This is a genomic window from Actinoplanes teichomyceticus ATCC 31121 (genome assembly GCF_003711105.1).
In the GTDB taxonomy this organism is placed as follows: Bacteria; Actinomycetota; Actinomycetes; order Mycobacteriales; family Micromonosporaceae; genus Actinoplanes; species Actinoplanes teichomyceticus.
On record NZ_CP023865.1, the window covers coordinates 2,671,256 to 2,698,254 of the forward strand.

At 74.0% G+C, this 26,999-nt stretch carries 23 protein-coding genes; 14 read left to right on the forward strand and 9 right to left on the reverse strand.

Annotated elements, in window-relative coordinates:
- Positions 1 to 99: 99 nt before the first annotated feature.
- Positions 100 to 852, reverse strand: coding sequence for a class I SAM-dependent methyltransferase (locus tag ACTEI_RS12000; protein WP_122977727.1), 753 nt, complete (start codon positions 850 to 852; stop codon positions 100 to 102).
- Positions 849 to 1,958, reverse strand: a complete 1,110-nt coding sequence (locus tag ACTEI_RS12005) for a citrate synthase 2 (RefSeq protein WP_122977728.1) — start codon at positions 1,956 to 1,958, stop codon at positions 849 to 851. Before ACTEI_RS12005 ends, ACTEI_RS12000 begins: the two co-directional genes overlap by 4 nt.
- 68 nt (positions 1,959 to 2,026) lie before the next feature.
- Between ACTEI_RS12005 and ACTEI_RS12010 the strand changes: the two genes are divergently transcribed.
- Complete coding sequence (locus ACTEI_RS12010; protein ID WP_122977729.1) at positions 2,027 to 3,334, forward strand: citrate synthase; 1,308 nt, start codon at positions 2,027 to 2,029, stop codon at positions 3,332 to 3,334.
- A 31-nt stretch (positions 3,335 to 3,365) separates the two neighbouring features.
- Here ACTEI_RS12010 and ACTEI_RS12015 read toward each other — a convergent pair whose 3' ends face one another.
- The 7 genes from ACTEI_RS12015 to ACTEI_RS12045 all read right to left on the reverse strand — a co-directional run bounded on the left by ACTEI_RS12015 (position 3,366) and on the right by ACTEI_RS12045 (position 9,032).
- A complete protein-coding gene (locus tag ACTEI_RS12015; protein ID WP_122977730.1) occupies positions 3,366 to 4,007 on the reverse strand; it encodes a nitroreductase family protein in 642 nt (213 codons plus the stop codon).
- Positions 4,008 to 4,161: 154 nt separating this feature from the next.
- Positions 4,162 to 4,713, reverse strand: a complete 552-nt coding sequence (locus tag ACTEI_RS12020) for a hypothetical protein (RefSeq protein ID WP_145830858.1) — start codon at positions 4,711 to 4,713, stop codon at positions 4,162 to 4,164.
- Between the two features lie 159 nt (positions 4,714 to 4,872).
- Complete coding sequence (locus ACTEI_RS12025) at positions 4,873 to 5,712, reverse strand: alpha/beta fold hydrolase (protein ID WP_122977732.1); 840 nt, start codon at positions 5,710 to 5,712, stop codon at positions 4,873 to 4,875.
- Positions 5,709 to 6,584: an SDR family NAD(P)-dependent oxidoreductase gene (locus tag ACTEI_RS12030; RefSeq protein WP_122977733.1), complete on the reverse strand. Its 876-nt coding sequence runs from the start codon at positions 6,582 to 6,584 to the stop codon at positions 5,709 to 5,711. Before ACTEI_RS12030 ends, ACTEI_RS12025 begins: the two co-directional genes overlap by 4 nt.
- The gene (locus tag ACTEI_RS12035; protein ID WP_122982089.1) at positions 6,584 to 8,044 is read right to left on the reverse strand and encodes a flavin-containing monooxygenase; all 1,461 of its coding nucleotides are present in this window, start codon (positions 8,042 to 8,044) and stop codon (positions 6,584 to 6,586) included. The genes ACTEI_RS12030 and ACTEI_RS12035 overlap by 1 nt, the downstream gene beginning before the upstream one ends.
- The gene (locus ACTEI_RS12040) at positions 8,041 to 8,352 is read right to left on the reverse strand and encodes a DUF4873 domain-containing protein (RefSeq protein WP_122977734.1); all 312 of its coding nucleotides are present in this window, start codon (positions 8,350 to 8,352) and stop codon (positions 8,041 to 8,043) included. Before ACTEI_RS12040 ends, ACTEI_RS12035 begins: the two co-directional genes overlap by 4 nt.
- Complete coding sequence (locus ACTEI_RS12045; RefSeq protein ID WP_122977735.1) at positions 8,349 to 9,032, reverse strand: TetR/AcrR family transcriptional regulator; 684 nt, start codon at positions 9,030 to 9,032, stop codon at positions 8,349 to 8,351. The genes ACTEI_RS12040 and ACTEI_RS12045 overlap by 4 nt, the downstream gene beginning before the upstream one ends.
- Positions 9,033 to 9,095: 63 nt before the next feature.
- Here ACTEI_RS12045 and ACTEI_RS12050 point away from each other — a divergent pair, with 63 nt between their 5' ends.
- The 13 genes from ACTEI_RS12050 (at position 9,096) to ACTEI_RS12110 (ending at position 26,996) form a co-directional block, all read left to right on the forward strand.
- Positions 9,096 to 9,995 carry an AurF N-oxygenase family protein gene (locus ACTEI_RS12050; protein WP_122977736.1) on the forward strand — a complete coding sequence of 300 codons (900 nt, stop codon included), beginning with the start codon at positions 9,096 to 9,098 and terminating at the stop codon, positions 9,993 to 9,995.
- Between the two features lie 396 nt (positions 9,996 to 10,391).
- Positions 10,392 to 10,703: a hypothetical protein gene (locus ACTEI_RS12055; protein ID WP_164465788.1), complete on the forward strand. Its 312-nt coding sequence runs from the start codon at positions 10,392 to 10,394 to the stop codon at positions 10,701 to 10,703.
- A gap of 160 nt (positions 10,704 to 10,863) precedes the next feature.
- The gene (locus tag ACTEI_RS12060) at positions 10,864 to 11,964 is read left to right on the forward strand and encodes a uroporphyrinogen-III synthase (protein WP_122977737.1); all 1,101 of its coding nucleotides are present in this window, start codon (positions 10,864 to 10,866) and stop codon (positions 11,962 to 11,964) included.
- Positions 11,965 to 12,389: 425 nt separating this feature from the next.
- On the forward strand, positions 12,390 to 13,052 hold the full coding sequence (locus ACTEI_RS12065) for a sirohydrochlorin chelatase (RefSeq protein ID WP_122982090.1): 663 nt from the start codon (positions 12,390 to 12,392) through the stop codon (positions 13,050 to 13,052).
- Between the two features lie 131 nt (positions 13,053 to 13,183).
- Positions 13,184 to 15,643 (forward strand): nitrite reductase large subunit NirB, encoded by a 2,460-nt coding sequence (gene nirB / locus ACTEI_RS12070; RefSeq protein ID WP_122977738.1) that lies wholly within the window; start codon positions 13,184 to 13,186, stop codon positions 15,641 to 15,643.
- Positions 15,640 to 15,951, forward strand: a complete 312-nt coding sequence (locus ACTEI_RS12075; RefSeq protein ID WP_122977739.1) for a Rieske (2Fe-2S) protein — start codon at positions 15,640 to 15,642, stop codon at positions 15,949 to 15,951. Before nirB ends, ACTEI_RS12075 begins: the two co-directional genes overlap by 4 nt.
- A gap of 1 nt (position 15,952) precedes the next feature.
- On the forward strand, positions 15,953 to 17,302 hold the full coding sequence (locus ACTEI_RS12080; protein WP_122977740.1) for a nitrate/nitrite transporter: 1,350 nt from the start codon (positions 15,953 to 15,955) through the stop codon (positions 17,300 to 17,302).
- A 224-nt stretch (positions 17,303 to 17,526) separates the two neighbouring features.
- Positions 17,527 to 17,856, forward strand: coding sequence for a hypothetical protein (locus tag ACTEI_RS12085; protein ID WP_122977741.1), 330 nt, complete (start codon positions 17,527 to 17,529; stop codon positions 17,854 to 17,856).
- Positions 17,857 to 18,096: 240 nt separating this feature from the next.
- On the forward strand, positions 18,097 to 18,369 hold the full coding sequence (locus ACTEI_RS12090; RefSeq protein WP_145830859.1) for a hypothetical protein: 273 nt from the start codon (positions 18,097 to 18,099) through the stop codon (positions 18,367 to 18,369).
- A 332-nt stretch (positions 18,370 to 18,701) separates the two neighbouring features.
- Complete coding sequence (locus ACTEI_RS12095; protein ID WP_122977743.1) at positions 18,702 to 19,094, forward strand: hypothetical protein; 393 nt, start codon at positions 18,702 to 18,704, stop codon at positions 19,092 to 19,094.
- Positions 19,095 to 19,465: 371 nt separating this feature from the next.
- On the forward strand, positions 19,466 to 21,364 hold the full coding sequence (locus ACTEI_RS12100) for a zinc metalloprotease (RefSeq protein WP_145830860.1): 1,899 nt from the start codon (positions 19,466 to 19,468) through the stop codon (positions 21,362 to 21,364).
- Between the two features lie 95 nt (positions 21,365 to 21,459).
- A complete protein-coding gene (locus ACTEI_RS12105; RefSeq protein WP_122977745.1) occupies positions 21,460 to 24,357 on the forward strand; it encodes an FtsX-like permease family protein in 2,898 nt (965 codons plus the stop codon).
- The gene (locus ACTEI_RS12110) at positions 24,354 to 26,996 is read left to right on the forward strand and encodes an FtsX-like permease family protein (protein ID WP_122977746.1); all 2,643 of its coding nucleotides are present in this window, start codon (positions 24,354 to 24,356) and stop codon (positions 26,994 to 26,996) included. Before ACTEI_RS12105 ends, ACTEI_RS12110 begins: the two co-directional genes overlap by 4 nt.
- The last annotated feature ends 3 nt before the right edge of the window (positions 26,997 to 26,999 follow it).

Sequence of the window (26,999 nt, forward strand, 5' to 3'; positions counted from 1 at the left end):
TAAATAGATGCCAGCCTTCCCGACCTCGCGCAGAAGTCCGCGACGTCCTACTACTTCGGCGTGCGGCGTGACGATCCCGCTGACCGGACGATTCATGATCTACCGCTTGGCGACGACCGCCCACACCCGGTGCGGCACGGACAGGTCCTCGTCGGCGATCAGGGCGGTCAGCTCGGTGGAGAAACGCTCGACCGCGGCCGGTGGGAGGCTGGCCGCCACGCCGGCGCTCGCCCGGATGCGGCCGACCCAGCCGGCGCGGGTGTACGGCACGTCCACGTCGAACGAGAACGTCTCGATCCCGGTGAAACCGGCCCGGCGCAGGTCGGTCAACCAGCGGGGGTGCAGGCCGGTGCCGCCGGCCAGCGGCCACGCCGGGTTGTGCGCCAGGATCAGCCGCTCGGTGGCCGCGACCACGGTGCCGGGCAGCGGCAGCCAGTCGAAGTGCGCCAGCACGATCCGGCCGCCGCGGCGCAGCAGCCGGCGGGCCTCGGCGGCGGCCTCGTCGGCGCGGAACCAATGCCAGCACTGGCCGGCGGCGACCACGTCGAACGCGGCGCCGGGCAGGCCGGTGCGCTCGGCGGCGGCGACCGCGTAGGTGACGTCGACGCCGGCCGCGCGGTCCAGGCGCCGGGCCTCGTCCAGCAGCGGCTCAGCGAGATCGATTCCGGTCACCGTGGCGCCGCGCAGGGCGAACAGCCGGGCCAGGCTGCCGGTTCCGGTGCCCAGGTCCAGAACGGTCTGCCCGGCGGCGCCGACGCCGTACGCGGCGAGCCGGTCGAGCAGCGCCGGCGGGAAACCGGCCCGGTGCCGGGCGTAGTCCCGCGCGGTACGCCCGAAGTCCACCTGGCTCACGAGGTGCGCCGTACCGCGTCGGCCCAGCCGCGCACCTCGGCCGCCTCCCGGGCGCCCGGGCCGACGTAGTCCGCGGACGGCCGGATGATCTTGCCGAGGCGCTTCTGTTCCAGCACGTGCGCGCTCCAGCCGGCCGTCCGGGCGCAGGTGAACAGCGCCGTGAACAGCTCCGCGGGCACCCCGGCGAAGTCCAGCACCACCGCGGCCCAGAACTCGACGTTGGTTTCCAGCACCCGGTCCGGCTTGCGTTCGCGCAGCTCGGCGAGCGCGGCCAGTTCCAGCTCCCGGGCCACCTCGAAGCGCGGCGCGCCCAGTTCGAACGCCGCCTCCCGCAGGATCCGGGCGCGCGGGTCCTCGGCGCGGTAGACCGCATGGCCGAAACCCATCAGCCGGTGGCCGCCATCCAGGACGCCGCGGACGTACGCCCGCGCGTCCCCGGACCGCTCCACCGCCTCGATCATGCCGAGCACCCGGGCCGGCGCGCCCCCGTGCAGCGGCCCGGAGAGCGCCGCGATCGCCGCCGACAGGCAGGCCGGCACGTCCGCGCCGGTGCTGGCGACGACCCGCGCGGTGAACGTCGAGGCGTTCATGCCGTGCTCGGCGGCGCACACCCAGTAGCGGTCGAGCGCGGCCACGTGCCGCGGGTCCGGCTCGCCCCGCCAGCGGATCATGAAACGCTCGGTGGCGCTGCGACCGGCGTCGACCAGGCGTTGCGGGACCGCGGCCGGGCCCGAGCCGCGGGCGGCCTGAGCGACGTACGACAGGACCGTCGCCGACGTGCGGGCCAGGTCGTCGCGGGCCTGCGCGTCGTCGATGTCGATCAGCTGGCGCAGGCTCCAGTGCGGCGCGAGCAGCGACACCGCCGCCTGCACGTCGGCACGGGCGTCCCCGGAGCGCACCGGGAGCGGGACCGGTCCGGCCGGGGGCAGCGGCCGGGTGAACTCGCCGTCGGCGAGCAGGCCCCAGACGTCGCCGAAGGTGACGTGGCCGGCCAGGGAGCGGATGTCGACACCGCGGTAGCGCAGGGAGCCGCCGTCGCGGTCGGGTTCGGCGATCTCGGTGTCGAACGCGACGACACCGGCGAGTCCAGGGTTGACAGTCAGCATGTCTTCAACATGACGACTGGCGGACGGGCCAGTCAATGTTGACGCAGTCAACATGAGATGATGTGCACATGACGTCGGAACAGCTGCTCACCACGGAACAGGTCGCCCAGCGGCTCGGCGTGAAACCGGCGACGATCTACGCGTACGTCAGTCGTGGCCTGCTGTCGAGCCGCCGCAACGCGGCCGGCAAGGGCAGCATGTTCGCGAAAGCGGACGTGGACACGCTGATCGCGAGCCGACGCCGGGTGACGCCGAACATCCGGACCGGCATCACGCTGATCCGCGACGGCGCGCTGTTCTACCGCGGCCACGACGCCACCGAGCTGGCGCGCACGGCGACCTACGAGGCCGTGGCCAATCTGCTGTGGACCGGTGAGCCGCGGCACGAGCCGTTCCCGTCGAACGCGGACATGGTCGCGCTGGCCAGGCGCATCGGGTCCGCGCTGCCCGGCGCGGCCCGGCTCGCCGACCGGCTGCGGGTCACGGTCGCCGCGGTCGCCGCCGCGGACCCGCTGCGCTTCGACACCTCGCCGGCGGCCGTCCTCACCACCGGCCGCACGCTGATCGCCACGATGGTCGCCGCCCTGCCGGTGGTCCCGCCGACCGTCCCCCCAGCGGGTCCGTCGGCCGCGCCGGGAAGTCCGGGAACCGAGGGGGCGCAGGGATCCGGGGGGACGCAGGGGTCCGGGGGGACGGACGGGTCCGGGGGGACGGACCACTGCGCTCGGGGCGAGCGCTCGGCGGGGGCCGGATCGCTCGCCGGGCTCCTCTGGCCGCGCCTCACCGGCCAGCCGATCTCGGATTCCGGCCGGCGCACCCTGGAAGCCGCCCTGATCCTGCTCGCCGACCACGACATCGCCGCGTCGACGCTGGCCGCCCGGGTCGCCGCCTCCACCCGCGCCCACCCCTATGCGGTGATCAGCGCCGGGCTCGCGGCGCTCGACGGCCCGCTGCACGGCGCCGCCAGCGAACACGTCCACCCGCTGGTGGCCGCGGCGCTCTCCGGCGGCGATCCGATCACGATCATCTCGGAGCGGCTGCGCGCCACCGGTGGCATCCCCGGCTTCGGCCACCCGCTGTATGCCTCCGGGGATCCGCGCGCCGGCGCCCTGTTCGACCTGCTCGGCGATCACCCGGTGCGCGCGGCGGCGACCCGGCTGGCGGACGCCGTGCGTACCCGGTCAGGCATCCTGCCCAACATCGACCTCGCGCTGGCCGCCCTCGCCCTGCGTTACGACATGCCGCCCGACGCGGGCGAGGCGATCTTCGCCGTCGCCCGCACCGCGGGCTGGCTGGCACACGCCCTTGAGGAGTACGCCAACCGCCCGGCCCGCTTCCGCCCCACCGGCCAGTACTCCGGCCGCCAACCCAGCTGAAACGCTGTCCCGGTACGCCGCCCAGCGTGCGCTAGCGCTCCTCGTAACGGTCGAAGAAGACGACCTCCTCCAGCGGGCGGCGCCTGGGCTGCGCCCAGCGGCCCCTGCTCGGGTAGCCGAGCGGGACGATCGCCATGGTCAGCGCGTCGGCGGGAAGGCCGAGAAGGTCGCGTACCTCCTCCTCGTGCCCGATGTGCAGGGTGGTCAGGGTGGAGCCCAGGCCGTACGCCCGGGCGGCCAGCATCAGCTGCTGCACCGCCCCGTAGATCGACGACCCGAGTCGCGGGTTGCCGGATTTCGCGGCGCCGAGCAGGACCGGGACGATCCAGACCGGGGCCTGCTCGATGTGGTTGGCCAGGTGGTCGGCGGCCAGGAAGGTGCGCTTGCTCATCGGGCCGTCGTCCGGGGCGTTCAGGATCTGCTCGCGGCGGGAGCCGTAGTGGCGTTCCCAGCCCTCGCGGTACCAGCCGGCGATCTGCTTCTTGACCTCCGGGTCGCGGACCACGATCCAGGCCCACGCCTGGCTGTTGCCGCCGGAGGGGCCGCGGACCGCGGCGTCCAGGACGGCCCGGATGACGTCGTCGGCGATCGGCTCGGTGGACAGGTAGCGGCGGGCCGGGGTGGAGTGCAGGGCCTCCAGCAGGCCCAGATCCTGCGGCGCGGGAGTCGTCATGACCGGAGCCTAGTGCGGCGAGCGCCGATGCGCGCCGGCTCGCAATCCGGCATCCCGGTGCGGAGGGTCCGGCGGCGAGCGCCGATGCGCGCGGCGCGCACCCCGGCGGGATCGCGGCGCCGGGGCGGGCCGGCGCCGGCCGGACGGTGCGGCCTCAGGTGGTCCAGGCGGCGAGGACGACGCCACGTGCGTCGATGACCAGGATCTGGGCGCCCGCGCCGATGCCGACGCCGGCGGAGTGCTCGAACGGGACGCGCCAGGTGAACGACGCGCCGGTGTGCAGCGTCATGGCGCCCGGTGGGCGGGAGGCGCCGTCGATCGGGCCGCTCTCCGAGCCGCCGGCGTAGCGCAGCCGGACCAGCGCCGGCCCGAACTCCCACGTGCCGCGCAGCACCCTGACGGTCACCCGGACCACGTACGGCGGGTCACCGGCCTGGTCGGGACCGGCCGGCTCCTCGGTGACCCGCACCCGGGCGGCCAGATCGGCGGTACGGATGTCCTGTCCGGAGCCGAGCGGCCGCGCGTCGCCGGCGGGCGGCCGGGAGACGCTGTCCGGCGCGGCCGCCCGCGCCTCGCCCGCCGCGGTGACGGGGGCGGGGGAGGCGGCCGGCGGGGACGGCGTGGGCGGCGCCGCCGGTGGTTCCGGGCCGCAGCCGGCCGTGAGCCCCCCGAGCAGCGCGGCGATCAGCTGGGTCGCTCGGCGCATGTGTTCCATCCAACCGCTACCGGCCGGTTCCGCAACCCCACGGTGCGGGATTTCCGTCGTGCCGGTGAGCTGACCAGCCATTTCCCGGGGTCGATGTCGGGATGCCGACGGCTGGCCGCGGGGACCCGGGCGACTCCGCCCCGGGCCGCCCGCCCGGCCTCAGACCGGCACCTCGGCGAGCATCGGGCGGACCAGGCGGGCGAACTCGTCCGGCCGCTCGATCTGCGGCATGTGCCCGGTGTCGGCGAACATGTGGGACCGGGCGTGCGGGAACGCCGCCCGGGCCGCCGCCAGGTGGGTGCTGGGCAGGATCAGATCGCGGTCACCCCACAGGATCATGGTGGGTCTGGCCAGCTCGGCGAGGGCGGCCAGCAGCGTGGACCGCCAGGCCGGGGCGACCCCGCGGAAGCCGCCCAGCTCCTTGGCGATCTCCAGGTAGACCGCCGCGAAGTCCGGTTGCCGGGCGATCCTGATCGCCATCGCCACCCGTTCCGGGGTGACCAGCGCCCGGTCCCGGAACAGGGTGCGCTCGACCCGTGGCGCGGTGCGCCGGTCGATGCGCCGCAGCATCTGCCGCCCCACCCCGGGCAGCGCCAGCAGCCGCAGCGCCCAGGTCACCTCCCGGCCGAAGCCGGCGCTGTTCACCAGGGTCAGCGTGGCCACCCGCTCCGGTGTGCCGGCCAGCATGGTCATCGACACCGCGCCGCCCAGTGAGTTGCCCATCAGGTGCACCGGGCGGGTCTCGCCGAGCGCGTCCAGGGTGGCCCACACGCCGTCGGCCAGCACCCGCAGCGTGGTCGGCTCGGGCATCCGCTGGGACAGCCCGAAGCCGGGCATGTCCATGCTGATCACCCGGTAGTCGGTGTCCAGCCGGGGGTGCTGCAACGACCAGTCCTCCAGGCTGCGGCCGATGCCGTGCAGCAGCAGCACCGGCGGGGCGGCCGGGTCACCGGTCTCGTGGACACGGATGCGGGCACCGCGTACGTCCAGGTGGTTCATCGGCCCGCACCCACCCGCGGGCGCCCGGCCGCCTTGACCGAGACGGACGTCAGCGCCCGGACGATCCTCGCGTGACCGACCGGCAGCAGCCGGGCCAGCAGGTCCGGCGCCTTGGCGTTGGCCGCGATCAGCAGGCGCGCCCGGCGCTTGGCGACGGCCCGCAGGATCTGCTCGGCGGCCTTCTCCGGGGGGAAGCTGAGCAGCGCGGCGAACAGCCGGCGGTTCGGCTCGATCTCCGCCTCCGGCACGTTCGCCCCGACCAGCGCGCTCTCCGCGATCCGGGTACGGATCCCGCCCGGGTGCACGGTGGTCACCCCGACCCGGTTGTCGATCAGCTCGCCGCGCAGCGCCTCGCTGAGCCCGCGCAGCGCGAACTTGCTGGCGCTGTACGCGCTCTGCCCGGGCGGCGCGATCAGCCCGAACAGGCTGGACACGTTCACCAGGTGGCTGCCCGGCCGGGCGGTCAGCGCCGGCAGCAGCGCGTGGGTGAGCAGCATCGGGGCCCGGAAGTTCACGTTCATGACGCGTTCGAACTGCTCGACGCTGACCTGGTCGAACCGGCCGCCCAGCGCGATGCCGGCGTTGTTGATCAGCAGTCCGAGGGCCGGGTGCTCGGCGAGCACCCGCGCGGCGAGCCCCTCGACCGCCGCCCGGTCGGCGAGATCGGCGACGACGGCCTGCACGCTCAGGCCGGGATGGGCGGCGCGGATCCGGGCGGCGACCGGGTCGAGCCGGGCGCCGTCGACGTCGACCAGGACCAGGTCGCTGCCGCGGTGCGCCAGGCCGTAGGCGAGCTGTTCGCCGATGCCGCTGGCGGCGCCGGTGAGGACGGCGGTGCGGCCGGCGAACCGGTAGGGATCGAGACGGGGCATCAGACCACCTCGGTGTGCGGGACGGGAGCGGTACGCCGGGCGAAGATCATGTCCCGGGTGACGTCGGCGCGCGGGGTGGCCAGCACGTCACGCAGGTAGTTCTGCCGGACCAGCCAGGGGTCCCGGTCGCCCTGCCGAGGGAACCTGTCCAGCGCCCGCTGGACGTACCCGGACGAGAGGTCGAGCAGCGGGCGGCCGGTGCCGGCCGGTCGGGTCGGGGTGGCCACGGCGTAGCCGTGCCGGTCCATGTGGTCGAGCAGTTTGAGCACGTACCGGTGGGAGAGGTCGGCGCGCAGCGTCCACGACGCGTTGACGTAGCCGATGCAGTACGCGAAATTCGGCACCCCGGAGAGCATCAGCCCGCGGTAGGCGGCCTGCTCGCCGATGACGACCGGCACGCCGTCCAGGCTGACCCGTACGCCGCCGACCGGCAGCAGCGACAGTCCGGTCGCCGAGACCACCACGTCGGCCGCCAGCACCCGGCCCGACCGCAGCCGGACGCCCTCCGGGACGAACTCGTCGATGTGGTCGGTCACCACCGACGCCCGGCCGGAGCTGATGGCGTGGAACAGGTCGCCGTTGGGGATCACGCACAGCCGCTGGTCCCAGGGCTCGTAGTAGGGCTTGAAGTGCTCCTCGACGTAACCCGGGTCGCCCAGGAACCGGCCGGCCACGGCCTGCAGCACCCGGCGGACCTGCTTCGGGTGGCGCCGTGCCAGCTGGTAGAAGGCCTGGGTGACCAGGATGTTCTTGGCCCGGGCGACCCGGTTGGCCGCCGCCGGCGGCAGGACCCGGCGGGCCAGGTCGGCGAACACGTCGCGGTTCGGCAGCGGGATCACGTACGTCGGTGAGCGCTGCAGCATCGTCACGTGCGCCGCGTCCCGCGCCATCGCCGGGACCAGGGTGACCGCGGTCGCGCCGCTGCCGATCACCACCACCCGCTTGCCGGTGTGGTCCAGGTCGTCCGGCCAGGACTGCGGGTGCACCAGGCGGCCGCGGAACTCGTCGAGGCCGGGGAAGTCCGGCTGGTAGCCCGCGGCGTAGCTGTAGTAGCCGGCGCAGGCGTACAGGAACCTCGCGGTGTAGACGTCCCCGCCCTCGGTCCGCAGCGTCCAGCGCGCCGCGTCCGCCGACCAGTCCGCGCTGACCACCCGCGCGCCGAACCGGATGTGCCGGGTGATCCCGGCCTCCTCGGCGGTCTCCTCGATGTACCGCCGGATCTTGTCGCCGGACGCCAGCGACTCCGGTTCGCGCCACGGCCGGAACGGGTAACTGAGCGTGAACATGTCCGAGTCGGAGCGGACCCCGGGGTAGCGGAACAGGTCCCAGGTGCCGCCGATCGCGTCCCGGGCCTCCAGGATCGCGTACGTGTCGGCCGGCCGCTGCCGCTGCAACCGCCACGCGGCGCCGATCCCGGACAGCCCGGCGCCGATGATCAGCACATCGAAGTCCCCGCTCATCCGGCCACCGCCGGCGGGTTCGCCGGAAACCACGGCGGAGTGCCCGCGCCGGTGATCCGCACGCCGCCCCACGGGTCGGGCTCGCTCAGCCGCACCGGCGTCTCCGGCGCCCCGGGGATCGCGATGGTCGCCCGGCGCAGCCCGCCGCTGACGCGTTCGCGCAGATCCTCGACCGGACTGGTGCGGCCCGCCCAGCGGAACCGGCCCTCCACCGGCTCGAAGCGCGCGGACATCCGCACCTCGACCGCGACCGGGCCGTCGTCCAGCCGCAGCGTCGCCGGTCCCCGGTACTGCTCGTCATCGGTCACGGTATCGACCACCCTTCTGCTTGGGCCGCCAGCCCGCCGGGGGTGTCGGCGGCGCGGCTGATCCCGGCGACGCCACCCCAGAGGAACGCGGTCAGGTATTCGCCGAGCGCCTCGCGGCTGATCGGCTGCTGCTGCCGGAGCCACCAGTCGCCGACCGACTGCACGTAGCCGACCACCCCGTACGCCCACGGCAGCGCGGCGCCGGAGTCGAGCCCGCGGGCCCGCAGCCGGTCGCCGAAGATCCGCGCCAGGCCGCTGGCCACGGTGTCCACCACGTCGGCGACCACGTCGCGGCGCCGGGCGATGTCCGGCTGGTGCACCACGAACCGGTACAGGTTCAGGTCGGCCTCGATGTGCGCCAGGTAGACGTCGATGGCGGCGGCGATCGCGGCCCGCTCCTCACGGACCGACTCGACCGCCGGGATCATCGCCTCCAGCACCAGCGCCCCGGCGCGCTGCCCGACGGCCAGCCACAGCTCGGACTTGTCGGCGAAGTACCGGTACAGCACCGGCTTGCTGACCCCGGCGTGCGCGGCGATGGCGTCCATGCCGACCTCCGGCCCGTGCTGCCGGATCGCCTCGATCGCCGCGGCGGTGAGCTCGGCGCGGCGCTGCTCGCGGTGGCCGTCCCAGCGGCCGCGGCGGCGGTCGGTGTTGACGGGGGGAGTGACCGACTTCATAGTACTAGAAGTAACTGTTACCGCCGGTAACGTCAAGCACCTGCCGCTTCCTGGAGGGCTGCCATGACGACAGTGACCCCGCCCGACCGGGACCGCACCGCCACCCGGCTGTTGCGCTCCTCCGCCGAGCACTCCTACGACCCGGAGATCGAGATCGACTGGGACGCCCCGTTCGCCGAGGGGAAGTACTTCGTCCCGCCGCACCGCTCCAGCCTCTACGGCACCGCGCTCTGGGACCGGCTGACCGAGGCGCAGCGCATCGAGCTGACCAAGCACGAGGTGGCCAGCATCGCCGGTCTGGGCGTCTGGTTCGAGACGATCCTGATGCAGCTGCTGATCCGCGGCTACTTCAGGCAGGACCCGACCGCCGCCCACGCGCAGTACGCCCTGACCGAGATCGGCGACGAGTGCCGCCACTCGGTGATGTTCGGCCGGATGATCGCCCGTCTGGGCACCCCGGTCTACCGGCCGGACGGCATCAACCAGTTCCTCGGCCAGTGGATCGCGCACACCGCCACCGGACCGCGGATGTTCGCCGCCATCCTGATCGCCGAGGAGATCCTGGACACCCTGCAACGCGAGGCGATGGCCGACGAGGACGTGCAGCCCCTGGTGCGGATGATCTCCCGGATCCACGTGGTCGAGGAGGCGCGCCACGTCCGCTACGCGCGGGAGGAGCTGGCCCGGCAGATCCGGGCGGCCGGCCGGGGCCGGCTCGCGTTCGACAAGCTGGTGATCGGGCGGGCGGCGTACCTGACCGGCACCCGGCTGGTCGACCCGCGGGTCTACCGGGCGGTCGGGATCGACCCGTGGGAGGGGCGCCGGGCGGCGTGGGCCAACCCGTACCACCGGGAGACGATGCGCTGGGCGGGGGAGCGGGTGGTGGCGTACCTGACCGATCTCGATCTGATCGGCGGTCCCGGCAAAGCGCTCTGGAGGGCCTCCGGGCTGCTGCCCCGCTGAGTCGCCGGTGGGCGGGCCGGGTTCCGGTGCCCCCCGCTGAGTCCCCGGTGGGCGGGTCGGGTTCCGGTGTCCCCGGGGTGCTGTCGGTGGGCGGGCCGGGTTCCGGTGTCCCCGGGGTGCTGTCGGTGAGCGGGCCGGATTCCGCTGCCCCGGGGTGCTGTCCGTGGCCGGGGCGCCTCCCGCGCCTCGGGTGGCCGTGCCCGCGGCGGGACGCCGTACGTGAGCGAGGTCGCTCGGGTGCGGGACGGTTTCGGCTCGGTTGCCGGTGTGCGGCAGCCGGGCGGACGAACCGGACCGGCCGACGGGCGGGACGATCACGCCCGAAGGGCGGTGGGCGCGGCGTCCGGGCGCGTGCGAGATTGTCGCCCGATGTATGCCGGGTGGGGAGAGGGATCGATGGACGACGCGCTGGTGGCCTACAACGCCGGCCGGGTGGACGGGGCTGCCGGATACCGCGACCCGCAGATCGCCGGGGACCCGGAGGTGGGCGCCGACTACCGGATCGGGCTGCTGGACGGGCGGGTCGCGGCGTACCACCTGATCAGCGAGGTGCGCCGGATCCTCGGGGTGACCGGCTCGCTGTTCGCCGAGCCGGACGAGCCGTGGCAGCGGGCCGTCGCCGAGCCGGACGAGCCGTGGCAGCGGACCGTCGCCGAGCCGGACGAGCCGTGGCAGCGGACCGTCGCCGAGCCGGACGAGCCGCGATAGCGGACGACCGGCCCGATGATCGCGCGGTGATCAGCAGCTCACAACCCGATTCGTCCGGGAAGTGACCGGCCGTTATCACCACGGAAACATTCGCCTACCTTTCCCGAAATCCAGTCTTAGGACTCTTGCACCGGAAACGGCGGCACAGGACGGAGACCGGATGACCGAGGGCGCACTGGCCGGGTTCACCGTGGCGGTCACCGCGGAGCGGCGCCGCGGCGAGATGACCGCGCTGCTGGAGCGGCGCGGCGCGCGGGTGGTGAGCGCGCCGGCGATCACCATCGTGCCGCTGATCGACGACGAGGCGCTGCGTGCCGCCACCGAGGCCTGCATCGGCCTGGAACCACACCTGGTGGTGGCGACCACCGGGTTCGGCTTCCGCGGCTGGCTGGAGGCGGCCGAGGGCTGGGGCCTGGGCGACGCGCTGCGCGTCTCGCTGACCGGGGCGAAGATCATCGCCCGAGGACCGAAGCCGTGCGGGGCGATCCGCGCCGCCGGGCTCTCCGAGGACTGGGCGGCCAAGACCGAGGCCTCCGAGGAGGTGCTGGAGCGGCTGCTGCGCGACGGCGTGGCCGGCCGGCGGATCGTGGTGCAGGAGCACGGCGAGCCGCAGACCGAGTTCGTCGCCGCGCTGCGTGCCGCCGGCGCCGCGGTGGTCGAGGTGCCGGTGTACCGCTGGGCGCTGCCCGCCGACCCCGCCCCGGTCCGCCGGCTCACCGAGCAGGTCGCCGCCGGCCAGGTGGACGCGGTGACCTTCACCAGCGCGCCCGCGGTCAAGGCGTTCCTGCGGATCGCGGGGGAGGCCGGCGCGGACGTGGCGGCCGCCTTCCGGTCCGGCACGCTGGCCGCCTGTGTCGGGCCGGTGACCGCGTCGCCGCTGCTCGACCTGGACGTCCCGGTGGTGATGCCGGAGCGGTACCGGCTCGGCGCGCTGATCAAGACGGTCACCGACGAACTGCCCCGGCGGGCGGTACGGCTGCGGGTGGCCGGGTCGATCCTGGAGGTGCGCGGCCATGCGGTGCTGATCGACGGGGCGACCCATGCGCTGGCCCCGGCCGCCATGGCGATCCTGTCGTCGCTGGCCCGCCGCCCCGGCGCGGTGGTCTCCAAGGAGCAGCTCGCGGCCGCCCTGCCGCGGGGCAACGACGGGCACGCCGTCGACGTCGCGGTGGCCCGGCTGCGGGCGGCGCTCGGCTCCGGCAAGCACATCGAGACGGTCATCAAGCGCGGGTACCGCCTGCGGGTGGACGAGGCCGCCTGACCGGACGCGCCGCGGGACGCCTCTCCCGCATCCGTTGGCGAGCCTGATGCAGTGCCGGGCCGCCACGCCCCCGGGGCGCGGGCCCACAGCGTCGCCGACCCACAGCGTCGCCGACCCACAGCGTCGCCGGCCCGCACCGGGCGCCGCGCGCGACTGACCGGGTGCCACGGACCGTTCCGTCGCCCGGACCGTCCGCCGCCCGGAGCATCGATCGCCCGGAGCATCCGTCGGCTGGACCGTCCGCCGCCCGGACCGTCCGCCGCCTGGAGCATCCATCGGCTGGACCGTTCCGCCGCCCGGAGCATCCGTCGCCCGGAGCGTTCCGTCGCCCGGACCGTTCCGCGGTCGGGGACGCGGCCGACCGAGCGCCCACCCACGACATGACCCGCTGATTTCCACCCCGTTCCCTCGTGAAGGAGACCACTGTGTACGACACCACCCTGATCGCCGTCGCGCACGGGACCCGGTCCGCGACCGGCCGCCGCGAGCTGCAGGAGCTCGCCGCCGCGGTGGCCCGCCGCCGGCCCGGGCTCGACGTCCGGCTGTGCTACGTCGACGTGCAGGAGCCCCGGGTCGCCGCGGTCGTTGCGGCCACCCCGCGCGCGGTGGTGGTGCCGCTGCTGCTGTCCTGCGGATACCACGTGCGGGTCGACATCGCCGAGGCGGTGGCCGGCACCGGCGTCCCGGTGACCGCGCCGCTCGGCCCGGACCCGGCGCTGCTGGCCAGCCTGATCCGCAACCTGCCGCCGGCCGACGCGGTGGTGCTGGCCGCCGCCGGGTCGTCCGACCCGCTGTGGCGGGCCGACGTGGCCGGGGTGGCCGCGCAACTGCCCGGCCGGGCCCGGGTCGGTTACGTCTCCGGCGCCGGGCCGCGCGTGCCGGACGTGGTCGCGCAGCTGCGTGCCGAGGGCGCGCGGCGGGTCGCGGTCGCCGCGTACCTGCTGGCGGACGGATTGTTCTACCGCTCGCTGCACGAGGCCGGCGCGGACTCGGTGACGCCGCCGCTGTGCCACGACGGCGCGGTCGCCGACCTCGTTCTGGGGCGTTTCGACAGCGCTCTGCTCACAACTGTCGGTAGCCGCTTGTAGTCACAACGGGTGCGCTCCGGTTGTAGGGATTTCCGAACAACAGCGTCACCGTAGGTGGTCCTCCGGGTTAACGCCGGGCCGACAGAGTTCCTCTCGTGGCGGTGCACACCGGCCAGAAGGGACCGACTGCAGTGACTCAGAAACTTGTCGTCATCGGCAACGGCATGGCGGGCGCCCGCACGGTCGAGGAGATCCTCGCCCGGGACGGGGACTTCACCGTGACGATGTTCGGTGACGAGCCGTACGGCAACTACAACCGGATCATGCTCTCCAACCTGCTCGCCGGGGTGGAGACCGAGGACGGGATCTTCCTCAACGACCTGGCGTGGTACCGGGACAACGGCATCACGCTGAACGCCGGCAGCAAGATCGAGCGGATCGACGCGCAGGCCAGGATGGTCTACGACGCCGAGGGCAACGGCACCCCGTACGACAAGCTGATCATCGCGACCGGCAGCTACTCGTGGACCCCGCCGATCAAGGGCATCCACAATCCGAAGCGCGGCTACCACCAGGGTGTCTTCGCCTTCCGTACGCTCGACGACACCCGCCGGATGATCACCTACGCGCGCCGCGCCGAGCGGGCCGTGGTGATCGGTGGCGGGCTGCTCGGCCTGGAGGCGGCGCGCGGCCTGCAGAACCACGTCAGCCACGTGACCCTGCTGCACGCCATGGGCCATCTGATGAACATGCAGCTCGACGAGCGGGCCGGGGAGATGCTCAAGGCCAGCGTCGAGAGCAAGCTGGGCATCGACGTCATCGTCGACGCGATGACCACCGAGATCCTCGGCAAGGATCGGGTCACCGGGGTGAAGCTGGCCGACGGCACGGTCATCGACTGTGACGTGGTGGTGGTCGCCGCCGGCATCCGGCCGAACACCGAGATGGTGGCGAGCAGCGGGCTCCCGGTCGAGCGGGGCATCGTGGTCGACGACCAGATGCGGGTGCAGGGCCAGGACGACATCTACGCGGTCGGCGAGTGCGCCCAGCACCGCGGCGACCTGTACGGCCTGGTCGCCCCGCTGTGGGACCAGGCGAAGGTGCTGGCCGACCACATCACCGGCCGGAACCCCGCCGCCGCGTACGAAGGCTCCAAGATCTCCACCAAGCTCAAGGTGGCCGGCATCGACGTCGCGTCGATGGGCCTGCGCGAGCCGGAGAGCGACGCGGACGAGGTGATCGTCTACAACGAGCCGCGCAAGGGCATCTACAAGCAGCTGATCATCCGCGACAACGTGCTGGTCGGCGCCACCCTGGTCGGTGACAACCGCAAGGCGGCGTCGCTGATCCAGGCGTTCGACCGGGGGCTGCCGCTGCCCGAGGAGCGCGCCGAGCTGATCTTCGACATCGGTGGGGTGGTGGAGGAGTCGCCCGAGTCGATGCCGGACGACGCCCAGGTCTGCAACTGCAACGGGGTGAGCAAGGGCGCCATCTGCGGGGCGGTGCGCAGCGGCTGCAAGACGGTGAGCGGCGTGATGGACGCGACCCGGGCCGGCAAGGGCTGCGGCACCTGCAAGCCGCTGGTGCAGCGGATCGTCGAGTGGGCCAACGGCGGCGAGGCCGAGGAGGACCCGGCCGCCTCCTGGTACGTCCCCGGCGTCCCGATGCCGAAGCCGGAGCTGATGGCCGCGATCCGCAGGTACGGGCTGAAGAGCGTCTCGGCGGTCTTCGACAAGCTGGTCCCGGGCGGCGCCCACGACGCCAAGAGCAAGATGGGCCTGGCCTCGCTGCTCAGGATGATGTGGGGCGCCGACTACGTGGACGAGCGGGACGCCCGCTTCATCAACGACCGGGTGCACGGCAACATCCAGAAGGACGGCACCTTCTCGGTGGTCCCGCAGATGAAGGGCGGGGTCACCACCCCGGCACAGCTGAAGCGGATCGCCGAGGTGGCCGAGAAGTACCAGGTGCCGATGGTCAAGCTGACCGGTGGCCAGCGCATCGACCTGCTCGGCATCCCGAAGGAGAAGCTCCCGGCGATCTGGGCCGACCTGGACATGCCGTCCGGGTACGCGTACGCGAAGAGCTTCCGCACCGTGAAGACCTGTGTCGGCTCGGACTTCTGCCGCTTCGGCGTCGGCGACTCCACCGCGCTGGGCATCGCGATCGAGGAGCGGTACCAGGGCCTGGAGGGTCCGGGCAAGATGAAGCTCGCGGTCACCGGGTGCCCGCGCAACTGCGCCGAGGCGTACGTCAAGGACCTGGGCGTGGTGGCCATCGACGGCGGTAAGTGGGAGATCTACGTCGGCGGCGCGGCCGGCGCCCACATCCGCAAGGGCGATCTTCTGGCCACTGTGGACTCCGCGGCCGAAGTCATCACCCTGACCGGCCGATTCCTCCAGTACTATCGGGAGAACGCCAACTGGCTGGAGCGGACCTACGCGTTCGTCCCCCGGATCGGCATCGACCGGATCCGGCAGATCGTCGTGGACGACGCGGATGGCATCGCGGCCGCTCTGGACGCGGCGGTCGAAGAGGCCGTGCAGGCCTACCAGGACCCCTGGAAGGAGCGTGCCGAACCCGCCACGCCCGGCCAGTTCCGTACCTCTCTTCCCCTGACCGTTCTTCCCCAGGTTCCGGTGCGCGCATGAAAACTCTGACCCCTACCGTTCTCGGCCCGATCACCGACATCCCGCTCGGCGAAGGACGCACCTACGCCGTGGACGGGGAGATGATCGCCGTCTTCCGCCTGCGCGACGGTTCGCTGCGCGCCGTCTCGGCGGTCTGCCCGCACAAGGGCGGCCCGCTGGCGGACGGGCAGATCGACAACCGGATCGTCGTCTGCCCCCTGCACCTGTACGCATGGGACCTCGCCACCGGGTGCTCCCAGTCCGGCCAACCCCCGATCAGCGTCTACCCGGTCCGGGAGGACGCGGGTCGCATCCTTCTCGGAGAGTGACATGACCGCGACTGTCGAACCCATCGAGGTGACCCGCCCGGCGGCGGCCTCCCTGCGAGGGCACTGGATCGACGACTGGCGCCCCGAGGACCCCACGTTCTGGGCCGGCGGCGGCGCCCGGATCGCCAAACGCAACCTGATCTTCTCGATCTTCTCCGAGCACATCGGCTTCTCGGTGTGGTCGCTGTGGTCGGTGATGGTGCTCTTCCTGGGCCCGCAGTACGGTTTCGACCCGGCCCAGAAGTTCCTGCTCACCGCGGTGCCGACGCTGGTCGGGGCGGGGTTGCGGATCCCGTACACGTTCGCCGTGGCCCGCTTCGGCGGGCGCAACTGGACGATCATCAGCGCGTCGCTGCTGCTGGTCCCGGCGATCCTGGCGGCGATCCTGATCGAGCCGGGCGTCTCGTTCACCACGTGCCTGATCCTGGCCGCCACGGCCGGCGTGGGGGGTGGCAACTTCGCCTCGTCGATGGCGAACATCAACGCCTTCTTCCCGAACCGCCACAAGGGCTGGGCGCTCGGCATCAACGCCGGGGGCGGCAACATCGGCGTCGCCGCGGTCCAGCTGATCGGCCTGTTCGTGCTCGCCGTCTTCGGCGCCGGGCGCCCGGGCATCGTGGCCGGCATCTACATCCCGCTGATCGTGCTGGCCACTGTCGCCTCGGCGATCTGGATGGACAACCTGTCGCAGGCCCGCAACGAGAAGCGCGGGATGCGTGACGCGGTGCGCGAGTCGCACACCTGGGTCATGTCGCTGCTCTACATCGGCACGTTCGGCTCGTTCATCGGCTTCGGGTTCGCCTTCGGCCAGGTGCTGCAGGTGCAGTTCGCCGACCGGTTCGACACCCCGATCAAGGCGGCCTACCTGACCTTCCTCGGGCCGCTGCTGGGCTCGCTGATCCGCCCGGTCGGCGGCGCGCTGGCCGACCGGCTCGGCGGCGCGCGGGTCACCTTCGTCAACTTCATCGCGATGGCGGCGGGCGCGTCCACCGTGCTGGTGGCGGCGCAGCAACGGTCGCTGCCGCTGTACCTGGCCGGGTTCACCAGCCTGTTCATCCTCAGTGGACTGGGCAACGGGTCGACGTACAAGATGATCCCGGCGATCTTCAAGGCGAAGTACGCGGGCGACGAGCACCAGGCGCGGCGCATCTCCGGCGCGGTGATCGGCATCGCCGGCGCGATCGGGGCGGTCGGCGGGGTGCTGGTCAACCTGGCCTTCCGGCAGTCGTTCCTGACGTACCGGGACGCGGACGCGGCGTACCTGGGCTTCATCGGGTTCTACGCGCTCTGCGTGCTGGTCACCTGGGTGGTCTACCTGCGCCCGGCGGCGCGGCGCACGATCGCGGTGTGACCCTCCGGCAGCACCGGGGCCCGGGCGCGGTCGCGCGCCCGGGCCCCTTTCCGGTCGTACCCATTGCGGGTCGATAGGTCCGCGGTTTTCCGCGATGATTTGCGGAACCATACCGTAGTCGCGGTCGCTCGGAATCTGATTCCGGAAACCTCGGGAAGCCCTTGTCGGGAACCTTTTAGCATCGACTCGACTCGGCAAGAGCCAACGGAGAGGAATCGACAATCATGAAGCACGTGACCCGCATGGTGCTCACCGCCGGAATCACCGCCGCCGCCGCGCTGAGCGTCGGCGCCGGCGCGGCCTCGGCGGTCCCGCGGACTGCCCCGACCGCTGTCCAGCAGGTGGCGTCCGGCCACGACGACCCCGACGAGCTGCAGTTCTACGACTGGTACGGCTCGAAGTCGGCGTGCAAGAAGGCCGGCAACAAGGGTGAGCAGCGTGACGAGTGGTACGACTTCTCGTGTGATCAGGGCCGTGGCAAGCACCGCTACGAGTGGGGTCTGTACATCGCGATGGACGACGAGGACCGGCACGGCGGCGGAGACGACGACTGACGCCGCGGGACGGGTGACCGGCTGAGTGCGGACGGCCGTCCCGATCGCGGGATCGGCCGTACGCCTGCCGGGGTCCGCAGCCGGCCGGTCCCCGGGCACGTGTGCCCGGGACGTCGTTTCCGGCCGGCGCCCCGGCCCTCGCGCAATTGGTGCCGTGCCCGAATGAATTCGGGATCCTCCGCCGCCTTCCGGGGACGCTGCCGGGCCGCATCGGCCCGAGAAACCGAGAGGCTCGTTGCGATGAACAAGACAATGCGCATGCTGATGGTCGCCGGCGTGGTCGTCGGCGCCGGACTGGCCGGGACCGCCGGTGCGGCGTCGGCCGAGGCCGCCGTCAATCCGGCGGCCATCACCGACTATCCGGCCATGGAGTTCTTCGACTGGTATCCGACCGAGCGCAGCTGCTCGGAGGAGGCCGAGCTGGGCATCGACAAGAGGTACTGGTCGGACTACCGCTGCGACCGGGGCACCGGCCTGCACACCGGCGACTGGGCGCTCTACGTGACCTTCTGAGGCCGCCGCGGGCGGGCCGGCCCGGCCCGGGACACGGCGGGCCGGCCCGCCCGTGGCATCGCCCCGGAAACGACGCAGCCACTTCGGCCGGCACCGCCGGCCGAAGTGGCTGATGCGCTTCGGTGCCGGCATCGTTTCTTTCGCTGATTTGCCGTGCCGCGCCGGCATTTCGCGATTGCGGGATGATCCACCGAGAGGCCGGGCCGCCGGCCGAAAAGATTCGCGGGAGCCGGGGTCACCCGATCGTGTTCGTGTGTCGGCGCGCCGGAATCCAGCCGCGCCATATGATCCCTTAGTCCGAAAATTACCTTTCATGCAGAAAAGGTGATCAGATGAACAGGGTGATGCGCGGATTCGTGTTGTCCGGTGTGGCGGCCGCCGCCGGCCTGGCCGCCGGCGCCGTTCCGGCGGCCGCGTCGAGCGGCGCGCCGCAGCCGCCGGCTCGGAGCGCGGCGGTCCAGCGGGCCGACGCCCAGGCCCGCTTCGGCGAGGCGATCGTCGGCTACTACCGCAGCCCTCTGGCCTGCCACCGGGCCGGGCGGCTGGGTGAGTGGCGCGACCGCTGGGCGGACCACGAGTGTTTCCAGGTCCGGCGGGGCGTGCACCGCGGCTTCTGGGCGCTGAAGGTCTACGGCTGGGACGACGACGTCCACGGCGGTCCGCAGGGTGGCCCGCAGGGCGGTCCGCAGGGTGGCCCGCAGGGCGGTCCGTGGAAGAAGGGCTGAGCGGGATCGTTTTCGGCCGGGGGCCGCATCCATCCGGATGCGGCCCCCGGTTTTTTGCCTGTCAGGCCGCCCCGGGCGGCGCTTTCCGCACATCCCCTCCGGTGCGCCCCGATGGCGTTTCCCGGACCTGCTCGCCGGCGTGCCCGGTAATACGGCACACGGGTCGTCCCCGGGACTGCCGAATTCCACGACATCCCCCATTGTTCGAGCGATTATGACCGAATGGCCGAAAGGGCGTCGTACCTTTCGGCGAGAGTTGCGAAATGGTCGGACGTCCTGTCGCGGGCGCCGGTTGCGAACCCGGTCACATCGACGTGGTTCGCTTCACTTCACGCCTTCCCATCGGTGGTGGTGGATGACAACGTGTCCACATGAGATGGCGAACCCCCCTCCTCGCGACGCTCGTCGTGGCCCTCGTGGCGGCGTCGGCGGGACCTGTCGGCGCGGCCGGCGCCGCGCCGCGGCTCGGATATCTGGATCCCGCAGGCCAGCCCCGGCTGACCGAGAAGGTTCCGGTCAACGTGGTGTTCCTCGGTTACACGCCGGCGCAGGCGAACCGGAGCAGGTTCCTCGCCGGCCTGGCGAAGAGCTACGAACCGGTGGTCCGCTCCCGGCTGTCCTACGGCGTGACCGAGAAGCTCGGCATCACCTACACCTACGACTACCGCCTGACCTACCCCGGCCGGGCGTACCAGGACTCGTTCTTCGGGCAGCTCGGCAGGCTGGCCGAGCCGGCCCCGCTGACCGCATATCAGCAGGCGTACAACGATCAGCAGCACAACGTGCTGGACGTCACCGCCAACCACACCATCGACGCCCCCAGCGTGGAGAAGTGGCTGGCCCTGCACCCGCCGGCCGGCGTGGACACCCGGCGCAACACCGTCTACTTCATCAACTGGTACGGCCGCAGCGACTTCAAGTTCCACGTCTACAGCAAGACCGGCGAGCCGGACCCGGACACCGGCTACGACTTCGGCGCCAACCGGGACAGCCGCAAGATCATCGCATGGGGCGGCACCACCGCCGACGACGAGGAGACCGGCCTGGGCGCCACCCGGCGGGTGTGGTTCCACGACCTGTCGGCCGGCCCGGAGTCCTGGACGTCGAACTACGACGTGGACAACGCCGACGTGGACGGCGACGGCGTGCCCGACTACCGGATGCCACCCACCTGGGAGTACACCGAGGGCGGCTACCGTGACCCGGCCGAGCTCGCCGGCGACCTGGCCCGGATCACCCGGTACGTCGCGCTGAACCTGCTGATGACCACGTCCCCGCTCTACCCGGTCGAGCTGCCCGGCGCCGGACTGCCGCGGGCGATCGACGTGGACAGCAACACCTACGAGGGCTGGCCCGGCGTCGACGCCTCGACGCGCTACCTGCGGCCCGACCTGGTCACCGCGGAGCTGTCCGAGCTGCGCTGGCGCAACCGGATCTCCACCGACCAGCAGGACCTGCCCTACACCGCGGAGAACCAGGCCTGTTACGTGGCGGTGCTGAACGACGAGTCCTGCTTCCCGGAGACCGGCTACCCGGCGGTGGCCAACCTCTACCTCTACCAGAGCCGGCACCTCGACGGCGTCCTCGACGGCGACGCCGGCTACGAGGTGCCGGTCTTCAACTACGCGGTCGCCGAGGGCGTCGGGGTGCCCGGGCTCGGGTACGCCGCCGAGGACTACCGCACCGGCGACCAGACGTACGTCTTCAACTTCATCTCGCCGGAGGTCGTCGAGCTCGGCTACGGCCTGACCACCACCCAGATCCACGAGGTGGGCCACCACCTGGGCATGTCGCACCCGCACGACGGCTACGACAGCGCCACCGGGGTGGACTACGCGCCGTCCGGCGAGTTCCAGTTCGCCAACGCCGGCGACGAGAACAACTCGATGATGAGCTACATCGACCTCAACTGGGACTTCAGCCAGTTCGACCGGGACAACAGCGACCGCTTCCTGACCGCCGCGTACTGGGAGGCGGCGAACCGGGTGGCCGCCACCGTCCCGGCCGGCCGTGGCCGCACCGCGCTCAAGGCGGCCGACGCCCTGCTCGGACTGGCCGTCAAGGCGTTCGCCGCGCACCGGTACCGGGCCGCGTACGCGCTGGCCGAGCAGGCGTACGCCACCGTGGCGCGGATCCCGGGCGCCCAGGCGGCGACGGTGGCCACCCAGCTCAAGGCCGAGGCCGACGCGGCGCGCCGCACCACCGCGGTGCACGACCCGCACGAATTCATCGACACCCTCGACCCGCAGAGCCCGCGCAGCCAGCCGTAGCCCGGAACCGGTGAAAAGGGACGGCGTGCGGATGCGGGCACCCGTACGCCGCCCCGGTCTGGCAAGATCCGCCGCATGCTCGAACCGGGGCGCCGATGGCGCTGATCGTCCGGCGGGCGGCGGCGGCCCGGGGGCTGCTCGCCGCGGCGGCCGCGGTCATGCTCGCCGCGGTGCTGCTGCTGGCCGGCCTCACCGCGTACGCCACCGTCTCGGCCGGCGCCGGGGTGCGCGCCGCGGTCGCCGCCGCCGACCCGGCCGAACGCTCCGTGCTGGTGCGCGGCGCTCCCGGCGCCGACCCGCCGGCGCGCGACCGCGGCGTGCGCGACGCGTACGCGCCCGCGCGGGTGAGCGCCGCCCGGTACGGCTCCGGCTGGGCCGTGCGCGGCGCCACCGGCAGCGCGGTCCCGGACTCCTCCGGCGCCGTCTACGCCTCGATGACCCGGCTCGACGACCTGTCCCGGCACGCCGAGCTGGTGTCCGGCCGGTGGCCGTCCGGGACCCGGGAGGTCAGCCTGGCGCAACCGGCCGCCGCGGCGCTCGGCCTCACCAGCGGGACGACACTGCGGCTGGAGGACCGCCGGAGCGGGCGGGTGGTGGCCCGCCGGGTCAGCGGGATCTGGCGGCCCCGCGACGCCGCCGACCCGTACTGGCTGCTCACCCCGGACGTGGCCGGTGGGCGCCGGCCGCAGACCGCGACGTACGGCCCGATCGTCAGCAGCGACCCCGGGTTCTTCGCCGCCGGGGCGTCGGCCGGCTGGCTCGTCGAGCCGGATCTCACCGAGCCGACGATCGGGCTGGTCCGGCGTACGTCGGAGACCCTCACCGCGACCGGCGCGGACCTGCCGCGGACCTCCGGCCTGGGCACCTCGGCGACGGTGACCACCGGCCTGCCGCAGCTGGCCGACCGCCTGGAACGCGCCGACCTGGTCCGCCGCTCCACCATGGTCACCCCGATGCTGCTGATCGTGGTCCTCGGCGGGTACGCCCTGACCCTGGTCGCCGCGCTGCTCGCCGAGTCGCGCCGCGGCGAGACCGCCCTGCTGCGCGCCCGTGGCGCTTCCCGGCGCCAGCTCGCCGGGCTGGCCGCCGCCGAGGGCCTGGCGCTGGTCGTGCCGGCCGCGCTGATCGGCCCGCCGGCCGCGACCGCCCTGCTGCGCCTGCGATACCCGCAGACCGCATTGGACGCCGGGGTCTGGCTGGTCACCGCCCTGGTCGCCGCGGGCGGCATGGTGGCCCTGACCGCCCCGGCGCTGCGCCGCGGCGGCACCTACGTGGCCGAGACGGCCGGCCGCAACCGCCTCCCGGCGCTGCGCCGGGCCGGACTCGACCTGGCCGTCGTCGCTCTCGCCGTGCTGGCCTGGCTGCAGCTGCGGCAGTACTCGGCGCCGACCGGCGCGGGCGGTCTCGGCATCGACCCGCTGCTGGCCGCCGCGCCCACCCTCGGCGTGCTGACCGGCGCGGTCCTCGCCGTCCGGCTGCTGCCGCCGGTGGCCCGGCTCACCGCCGCCCGGCTCGGTCGCGGCCGCGCCCGCGCCGGGCTGCTCGGCGCCTGGCAGGCCGGCCGCCGCGCGCACGCCGGGCCGATGGTGATGCTCGCCCTCGCGGTCGCCGCCGCCACCGTCTCCTGGTGCCTGGCCGCCACCGTCCAGCAGTCCCGCGCCGACCAGGCGGTCCAACGGGTCGGCGCGGAGCTGCGGCTGGTCGAGGCCGGCGGCGCCGCACCGCCCGGCCGGGCCGAACAGCTCGCCGCCCTGCCCGGCGCCGGCGCCGTGGTGCCGGCCTACCGCGACGGGGTCCCGATGACCGCCGGCACCGACCCGGCCGAGCTGGTCGCGATCGATGCGGCCGCGGCCACCGGCGTGGTGCAGGCCCGCCGGGATGCCACCGGCGGGCCGCCCGGCGAGCTGCTCGCCACGCTCGCCGCGGCCGCCGGTCCGGCCCCCGCCGCCACCCTGCGGGCCGGCCGGATCAGCACCTCCGGCCCGGCCCGCACGATCGCGGTCTTCACCGGCGGTCGCCGCGTCGACCTCGGCGTCAGCGACCGGGGCCGGCCGGTGACCGTCGCGGCGGGCAGCCCCGGCCTGCTCGGCTTCAAGGTTCAGTCGCTGGATGCCGCGCCGGTGCGTTGGCGGATCACCGGCCAGGACGTCCGGTGGCGCGGCCTCGCGCAGACCGGCCTGACCGTCCAGCCCGCCGCCGACGGCACGTTCGAGGTCACCGAAGCGCTCACGGTGACCGGCCCGGCCCCGCCGCGCGTGGTGCCGGTGGCGGTCACCAGGGCCGCCCGCGAGGCGCTCAGCACGGTCGGCTCGCTCAGCATCGGCGGCGTGGCGGTGCGGGTCACCGTCGTCGCCACGATCGACCGGGTGCCCGGCACCACGCGCAGCGCCGCCGTCCTGGTCGACCGCACCGCCCTGGACGCCCGGCTGTTCTGGAGCTTCGGCATCGTGCGCGACACCGGCGAGTGGTGGATCGGCGGGCGGCCCACCGGCACGGGCGGCCTCTCCGGCCTGCGCGTCCTCGACCGCCGCGAACTCGCCTCGGGCGCCGACCCGTTCGGGTCCGCCGCCCGGATCGCGCTCTTCGGCGCCGCGCTCGGGGCGATGCTGCTCGCCGCGGCCGGCATCGCCGCCGACGCCCGGGCCACCGCCCGGCACCGGGCGGTGGAGCTGGCCGTGCTGCACACCCTGGGGGCCGGGCCGCGGCTGCTGGCCCGCTCGCTGGTGGTCGAACAGGCGCTGCTGGCCGGGCTCGGCGCGCTCGCCGGCCTCGGCGTCGGACTGCTGGTGGCCGCCACGATGGCCCCGCTGCTGGTGCTGACCCCGGCGGCCGCCCGGCCGGTGCCCGACGCGCTGCCGCAGGTCCTCTGGGGACGCACGCTGGGCAGCGCGGCCCTGCTGGTCGCGGTCGCTCTCGCGGTCAGCGTGATCACCGCCGGATCCGCCACCCGGCGGCTGCCGGCGGCCCGCCTCCGGCTGGGGGCGGACCGATGACGCCGCTGCGGCGGGTCCGCGCCTTCGCCGGCCAGCTGGCCCTGCTCGCCGTGCTCGGCGCGCTGACCGCGTTCCTGGTCTCCGGCCCGGCCCGGCTGGCCAACGGCCGCACCGACGCCGGCCTGCGCGGCGACATCGGCAAGCTGGAGGCCAGCTCCCGCGACCTCACCTTCCAGACCGCGAGCCGGATCGGGGAGGTCAGCGGCGGGTACGGCGACCGTGAGCTGGAGTCGTACCGGCGCGGCCTGCCCGCCCCGCTCGGCGAGCTGATCGGTGGCGCCTGGTACATCGCCGAGACCCCGCAGTCCAGCATCGTCCCGGCCGGCGTCACCCCCGGCGTCTGCCCCGACGTGGTGACGGTCCGCTGGCAGACCGGCGCGGACCGGGCCGTCACCATCGTCGCCGGCCGGGCGGCCCGGTCCGGCGACCTGCCCGAGGTGATCGCGGAACGGGACGCGGCGGCGGCGCTCGGCGTGCGGGTCGGCGACCGGGTCCACCTGACCGCCCGGTACGGCCAGACCGACGCCCGGGTCGCCGGCCTGTTCACCCGCGCCGATCCGGGCGACCCGATCTGGGCCGACCAGGCACTGACCGTCGGCGCCTGCCCCGACCCGCGCGAGGGCATCCGCGACCAGGCGGTGCTGCTCACCGACCGGGCCGGCGCGGTGCGGGCCGGCACCGGCCTCGCCGGGCTCAGCGACCGGTGGCGGTACCGGCTGGCCGAGGACCGGATCACCGCTGACCGGGTGGCCGCGCTGACCCGGGCGGTCGCGCTGGCGCGGCGCGAGCCGCCGGAACGGACCTCGCTGCAGAGCAGCCTGGACAACACGCTCGCCGGGTTCGACGCCCAGGTCCGCGCGGTGCGGGCGCTGCTCGCCGTGGTGCAGGCCGGCATCCTGGCCACCGCGGCCGGGCTGATCCTGCTCGCCGCGCGGCTGATGACCGACCGGCGGCGCACCGAGTTCGCGCTGCTGCGCGCCCGGGGCGGCGCGGTGCGCACGGTCGCCGGCCGGACCCTGCGCGAGACCCTGATCGCGGTCCCGGCCGCGGTCGCCGCCGGCTGGCTGGCCGGGGTGCTCGTGCCCGGCCGCCCGGACGAGGTGGAGCCGCTGCTGGTCGCGGCGGTGGCGCTGCTCGCGGTGCTGGCCGCCCCGGTTTGCGCGGCGCTGGCCGCCCGGCGCCCGGCGTTCTCCGGGCACCGCCTGGACGCCTCCGCGCTGCGGCCCTCGGCGCGCCGGCTCACCGCCGAGGCGTTCCTGGTGGTGCTCGCGGCCGGGGCGATCTACCTGCTGCGCCGTCGCGGGCTGGACGCCGGGGCGGGGGTGGACCCGTACCTGATCGGCGCGCCGGTCCTGCTCGCCCTGGCCGCCTCGGTGGTGGCGTTGCGCGTCGTGCCGTTCCCGCTGCGCCGGGCCGGGAAGCTGGCCGCCCGCGCCCGCGGCGCCACGGCCTTCCTCGGTCTCAGCGCCGCCGCCCGCGCCCCGCTGCACCCCGGGCCGCTCGCCGTGCTGGTCGTGGCGATCGCCACCGGCCTGTTCACCGGCGCCGTGACCAGCACCGTCGACGCCGCCCGGGACCGGGCCGCGCAGCTGGCCGTGCCCGCCGACGCGATGGTCGCCGGCTACCGGTTCACCCCGGACATCGCCCAGCGGGTCGCCGCGCTGCCGCACGTCGACCGGGCCGTCGCGGCCCTGTTCTACCCGGGCGCGTCGGTGCGCGGCGACTCCAGCGCGACCCTCACCCAGACCCAGGCGGTGGTGCTCGACGCCGGCGTCGCCGGACTGGACCTGCCGGCCGCGCTGACCGGGGCCCGGCCCGGCGGTGACCCGGTGCCCGCGGTCGTCTCGCCGCGGCTGGCCCGGCAGATCGGCGCCGGCGGCACGGTGGAGGTGCTGGGGCGCCCGTATCGGTTCACCGTCGCGGAGGTCCGCGACACCATGCCCGGGCTCGGCGCCGGTGCGCGGGACTTCCTGGTGCTGCCCCAGCAGGCCATGCCGGTCCCGGACTTCGCGCCGATCCTGCCGAACCGGATCCTCGTGGACGGGTCCGGCTTCGACATCGATCAGGTGCGGGCGACCGCCGACGCCGGCCAGCGCGCCCAGCTGCAGGCGCTGACCGGCACACCGGTGGAGCAGTCGCAACTGGCCGCGCCGGCCACCGTCACCACCCGGGCGGCGTACCGCGCCGGACTGGAGCAGCGCGGCGTGGACGGCGTGCTCAGCTTCACCTTCACCGCCGGGATGATCGCGTCCGCCGCGCTGGCGCTGACCGCGGTCGTGCTCGCGGTGCTGACCGGCGCGCCGTCGCGCGGGCGTACGCTGTCGCGGCTGCGCACCATGGGCCTGTCCCCGGCGCAGGGCCGCCGCCTGCTGGTCTTCGAGCTCGTCCCGCTGATCACGGTGGCGGTGCTGGCCGGGGGCGTCGCCGGGTTCGTGCTGCCGGCGCTGATCGGGGCCGCGCTCGGACTCAGCGGCTTCACCGCCGGGGTGACCGTCGGCACCAGCCTGGACCCGTGGTTCGCCGGCGGGGTGCTCGCGGTCGCGGTGGTCGCGGTGGTCGCCGCGCTGGTCGTGGAGAACGTCGCCAACCGCCGCCTGCGCCTGGGCACGGTGCTGCGGCTGGGAGAGGAGCAGTCGTGACGG

Coding starts and splice junctions, on each gene's coding strand:
- ACTEI_RS12005 (WP_122977728.1), bottom strand. CDS start 1,958: ATGCTGACTGTCAACCCTGGACTCGCCGGTGTCGTCGCGTTCGACACC.
- ACTEI_RS12010 (WP_122977729.1), top strand. CDS start 2,027: ATGACGTCGGAACAGCTGCTCACCACGGAACAGGTCGCCCAGCGGCTC.
- ACTEI_RS12015 (WP_122977730.1), bottom strand. CDS start 4,007: ATGACGACTCCCGCGCCGCAGGATCTGGGCCTGCTGGAGGCCCTGCAC.
- ACTEI_RS12020 (WP_145830858.1), bottom strand. CDS start 4,713: ATGCGCCGAGCGACCCAGCTGATCGCCGCGCTGCTCGGGGGGCTCACG.
- ACTEI_RS12025 (WP_122977732.1), bottom strand. CDS start 5,712: ATGAACCACCTGGACGTACGCGGTGCCCGCATCCGTGTCCACGAGACC.
- ACTEI_RS12030 (WP_122977733.1), bottom strand. CDS start 6,584: ATGCCCCGTCTCGATCCCTACCGGTTCGCCGGCCGCACCGCCGTCCTC.
- ACTEI_RS12035 (WP_122982089.1), bottom strand. CDS start 8,044: ATGAGCGGGGACTTCGATGTGCTGATCATCGGCGCCGGGCTGTCCGGG.
- ACTEI_RS12045 (WP_122977735.1), bottom strand. CDS start 9,032: ATGAAGTCGGTCACTCCCCCCGTCAACACCGACCGCCGCCGCGGCCGC.
- ACTEI_RS12050 (WP_122977736.1), top strand. CDS start 9,096: ATGACGACAGTGACCCCGCCCGACCGGGACCGCACCGCCACCCGGCTG.
- ACTEI_RS12055 (WP_164465788.1), top strand. CDS start 10,392: ATGGACGACGCGCTGGTGGCCTACAACGCCGGCCGGGTGGACGGGGCT.
- ACTEI_RS12060 (WP_122977737.1), top strand. CDS start 10,864: ATGACCGAGGGCGCACTGGCCGGGTTCACCGTGGCGGTCACCGCGGAG.
- ACTEI_RS12075 (WP_122977739.1), top strand. CDS start 15,640: ATGAAAACTCTGACCCCTACCGTTCTCGGCCCGATCACCGACATCCCG.
- ACTEI_RS12080 (WP_122977740.1), top strand. CDS start 15,953: ATGACCGCGACTGTCGAACCCATCGAGGTGACCCGCCCGGCGGCGGCC.
- ACTEI_RS12085 (WP_122977741.1), top strand. CDS start 17,527: ATGAAGCACGTGACCCGCATGGTGCTCACCGCCGGAATCACCGCCGCC.
- ACTEI_RS12090 (WP_145830859.1), top strand. CDS start 18,097: ATGAACAAGACAATGCGCATGCTGATGGTCGCCGGCGTGGTCGTCGGC.
- ACTEI_RS12095 (WP_122977743.1), top strand. CDS start 18,702: ATGAACAGGGTGATGCGCGGATTCGTGTTGTCCGGTGTGGCGGCCGCC.
- ACTEI_RS12100 (WP_145830860.1), top strand. CDS start 19,466: ATGAGATGGCGAACCCCCCTCCTCGCGACGCTCGTCGTGGCCCTCGTG.
- ACTEI_RS12105 (WP_122977745.1), top strand. CDS start 21,460: ATGGCGCTGATCGTCCGGCGGGCGGCGGCGGCCCGGGGGCTGCTCGCC.
- ACTEI_RS12110 (WP_122977746.1), top strand. CDS start 24,354: ATGACGCCGCTGCGGCGGGTCCGCGCCTTCGCCGGCCAGCTGGCCCTG.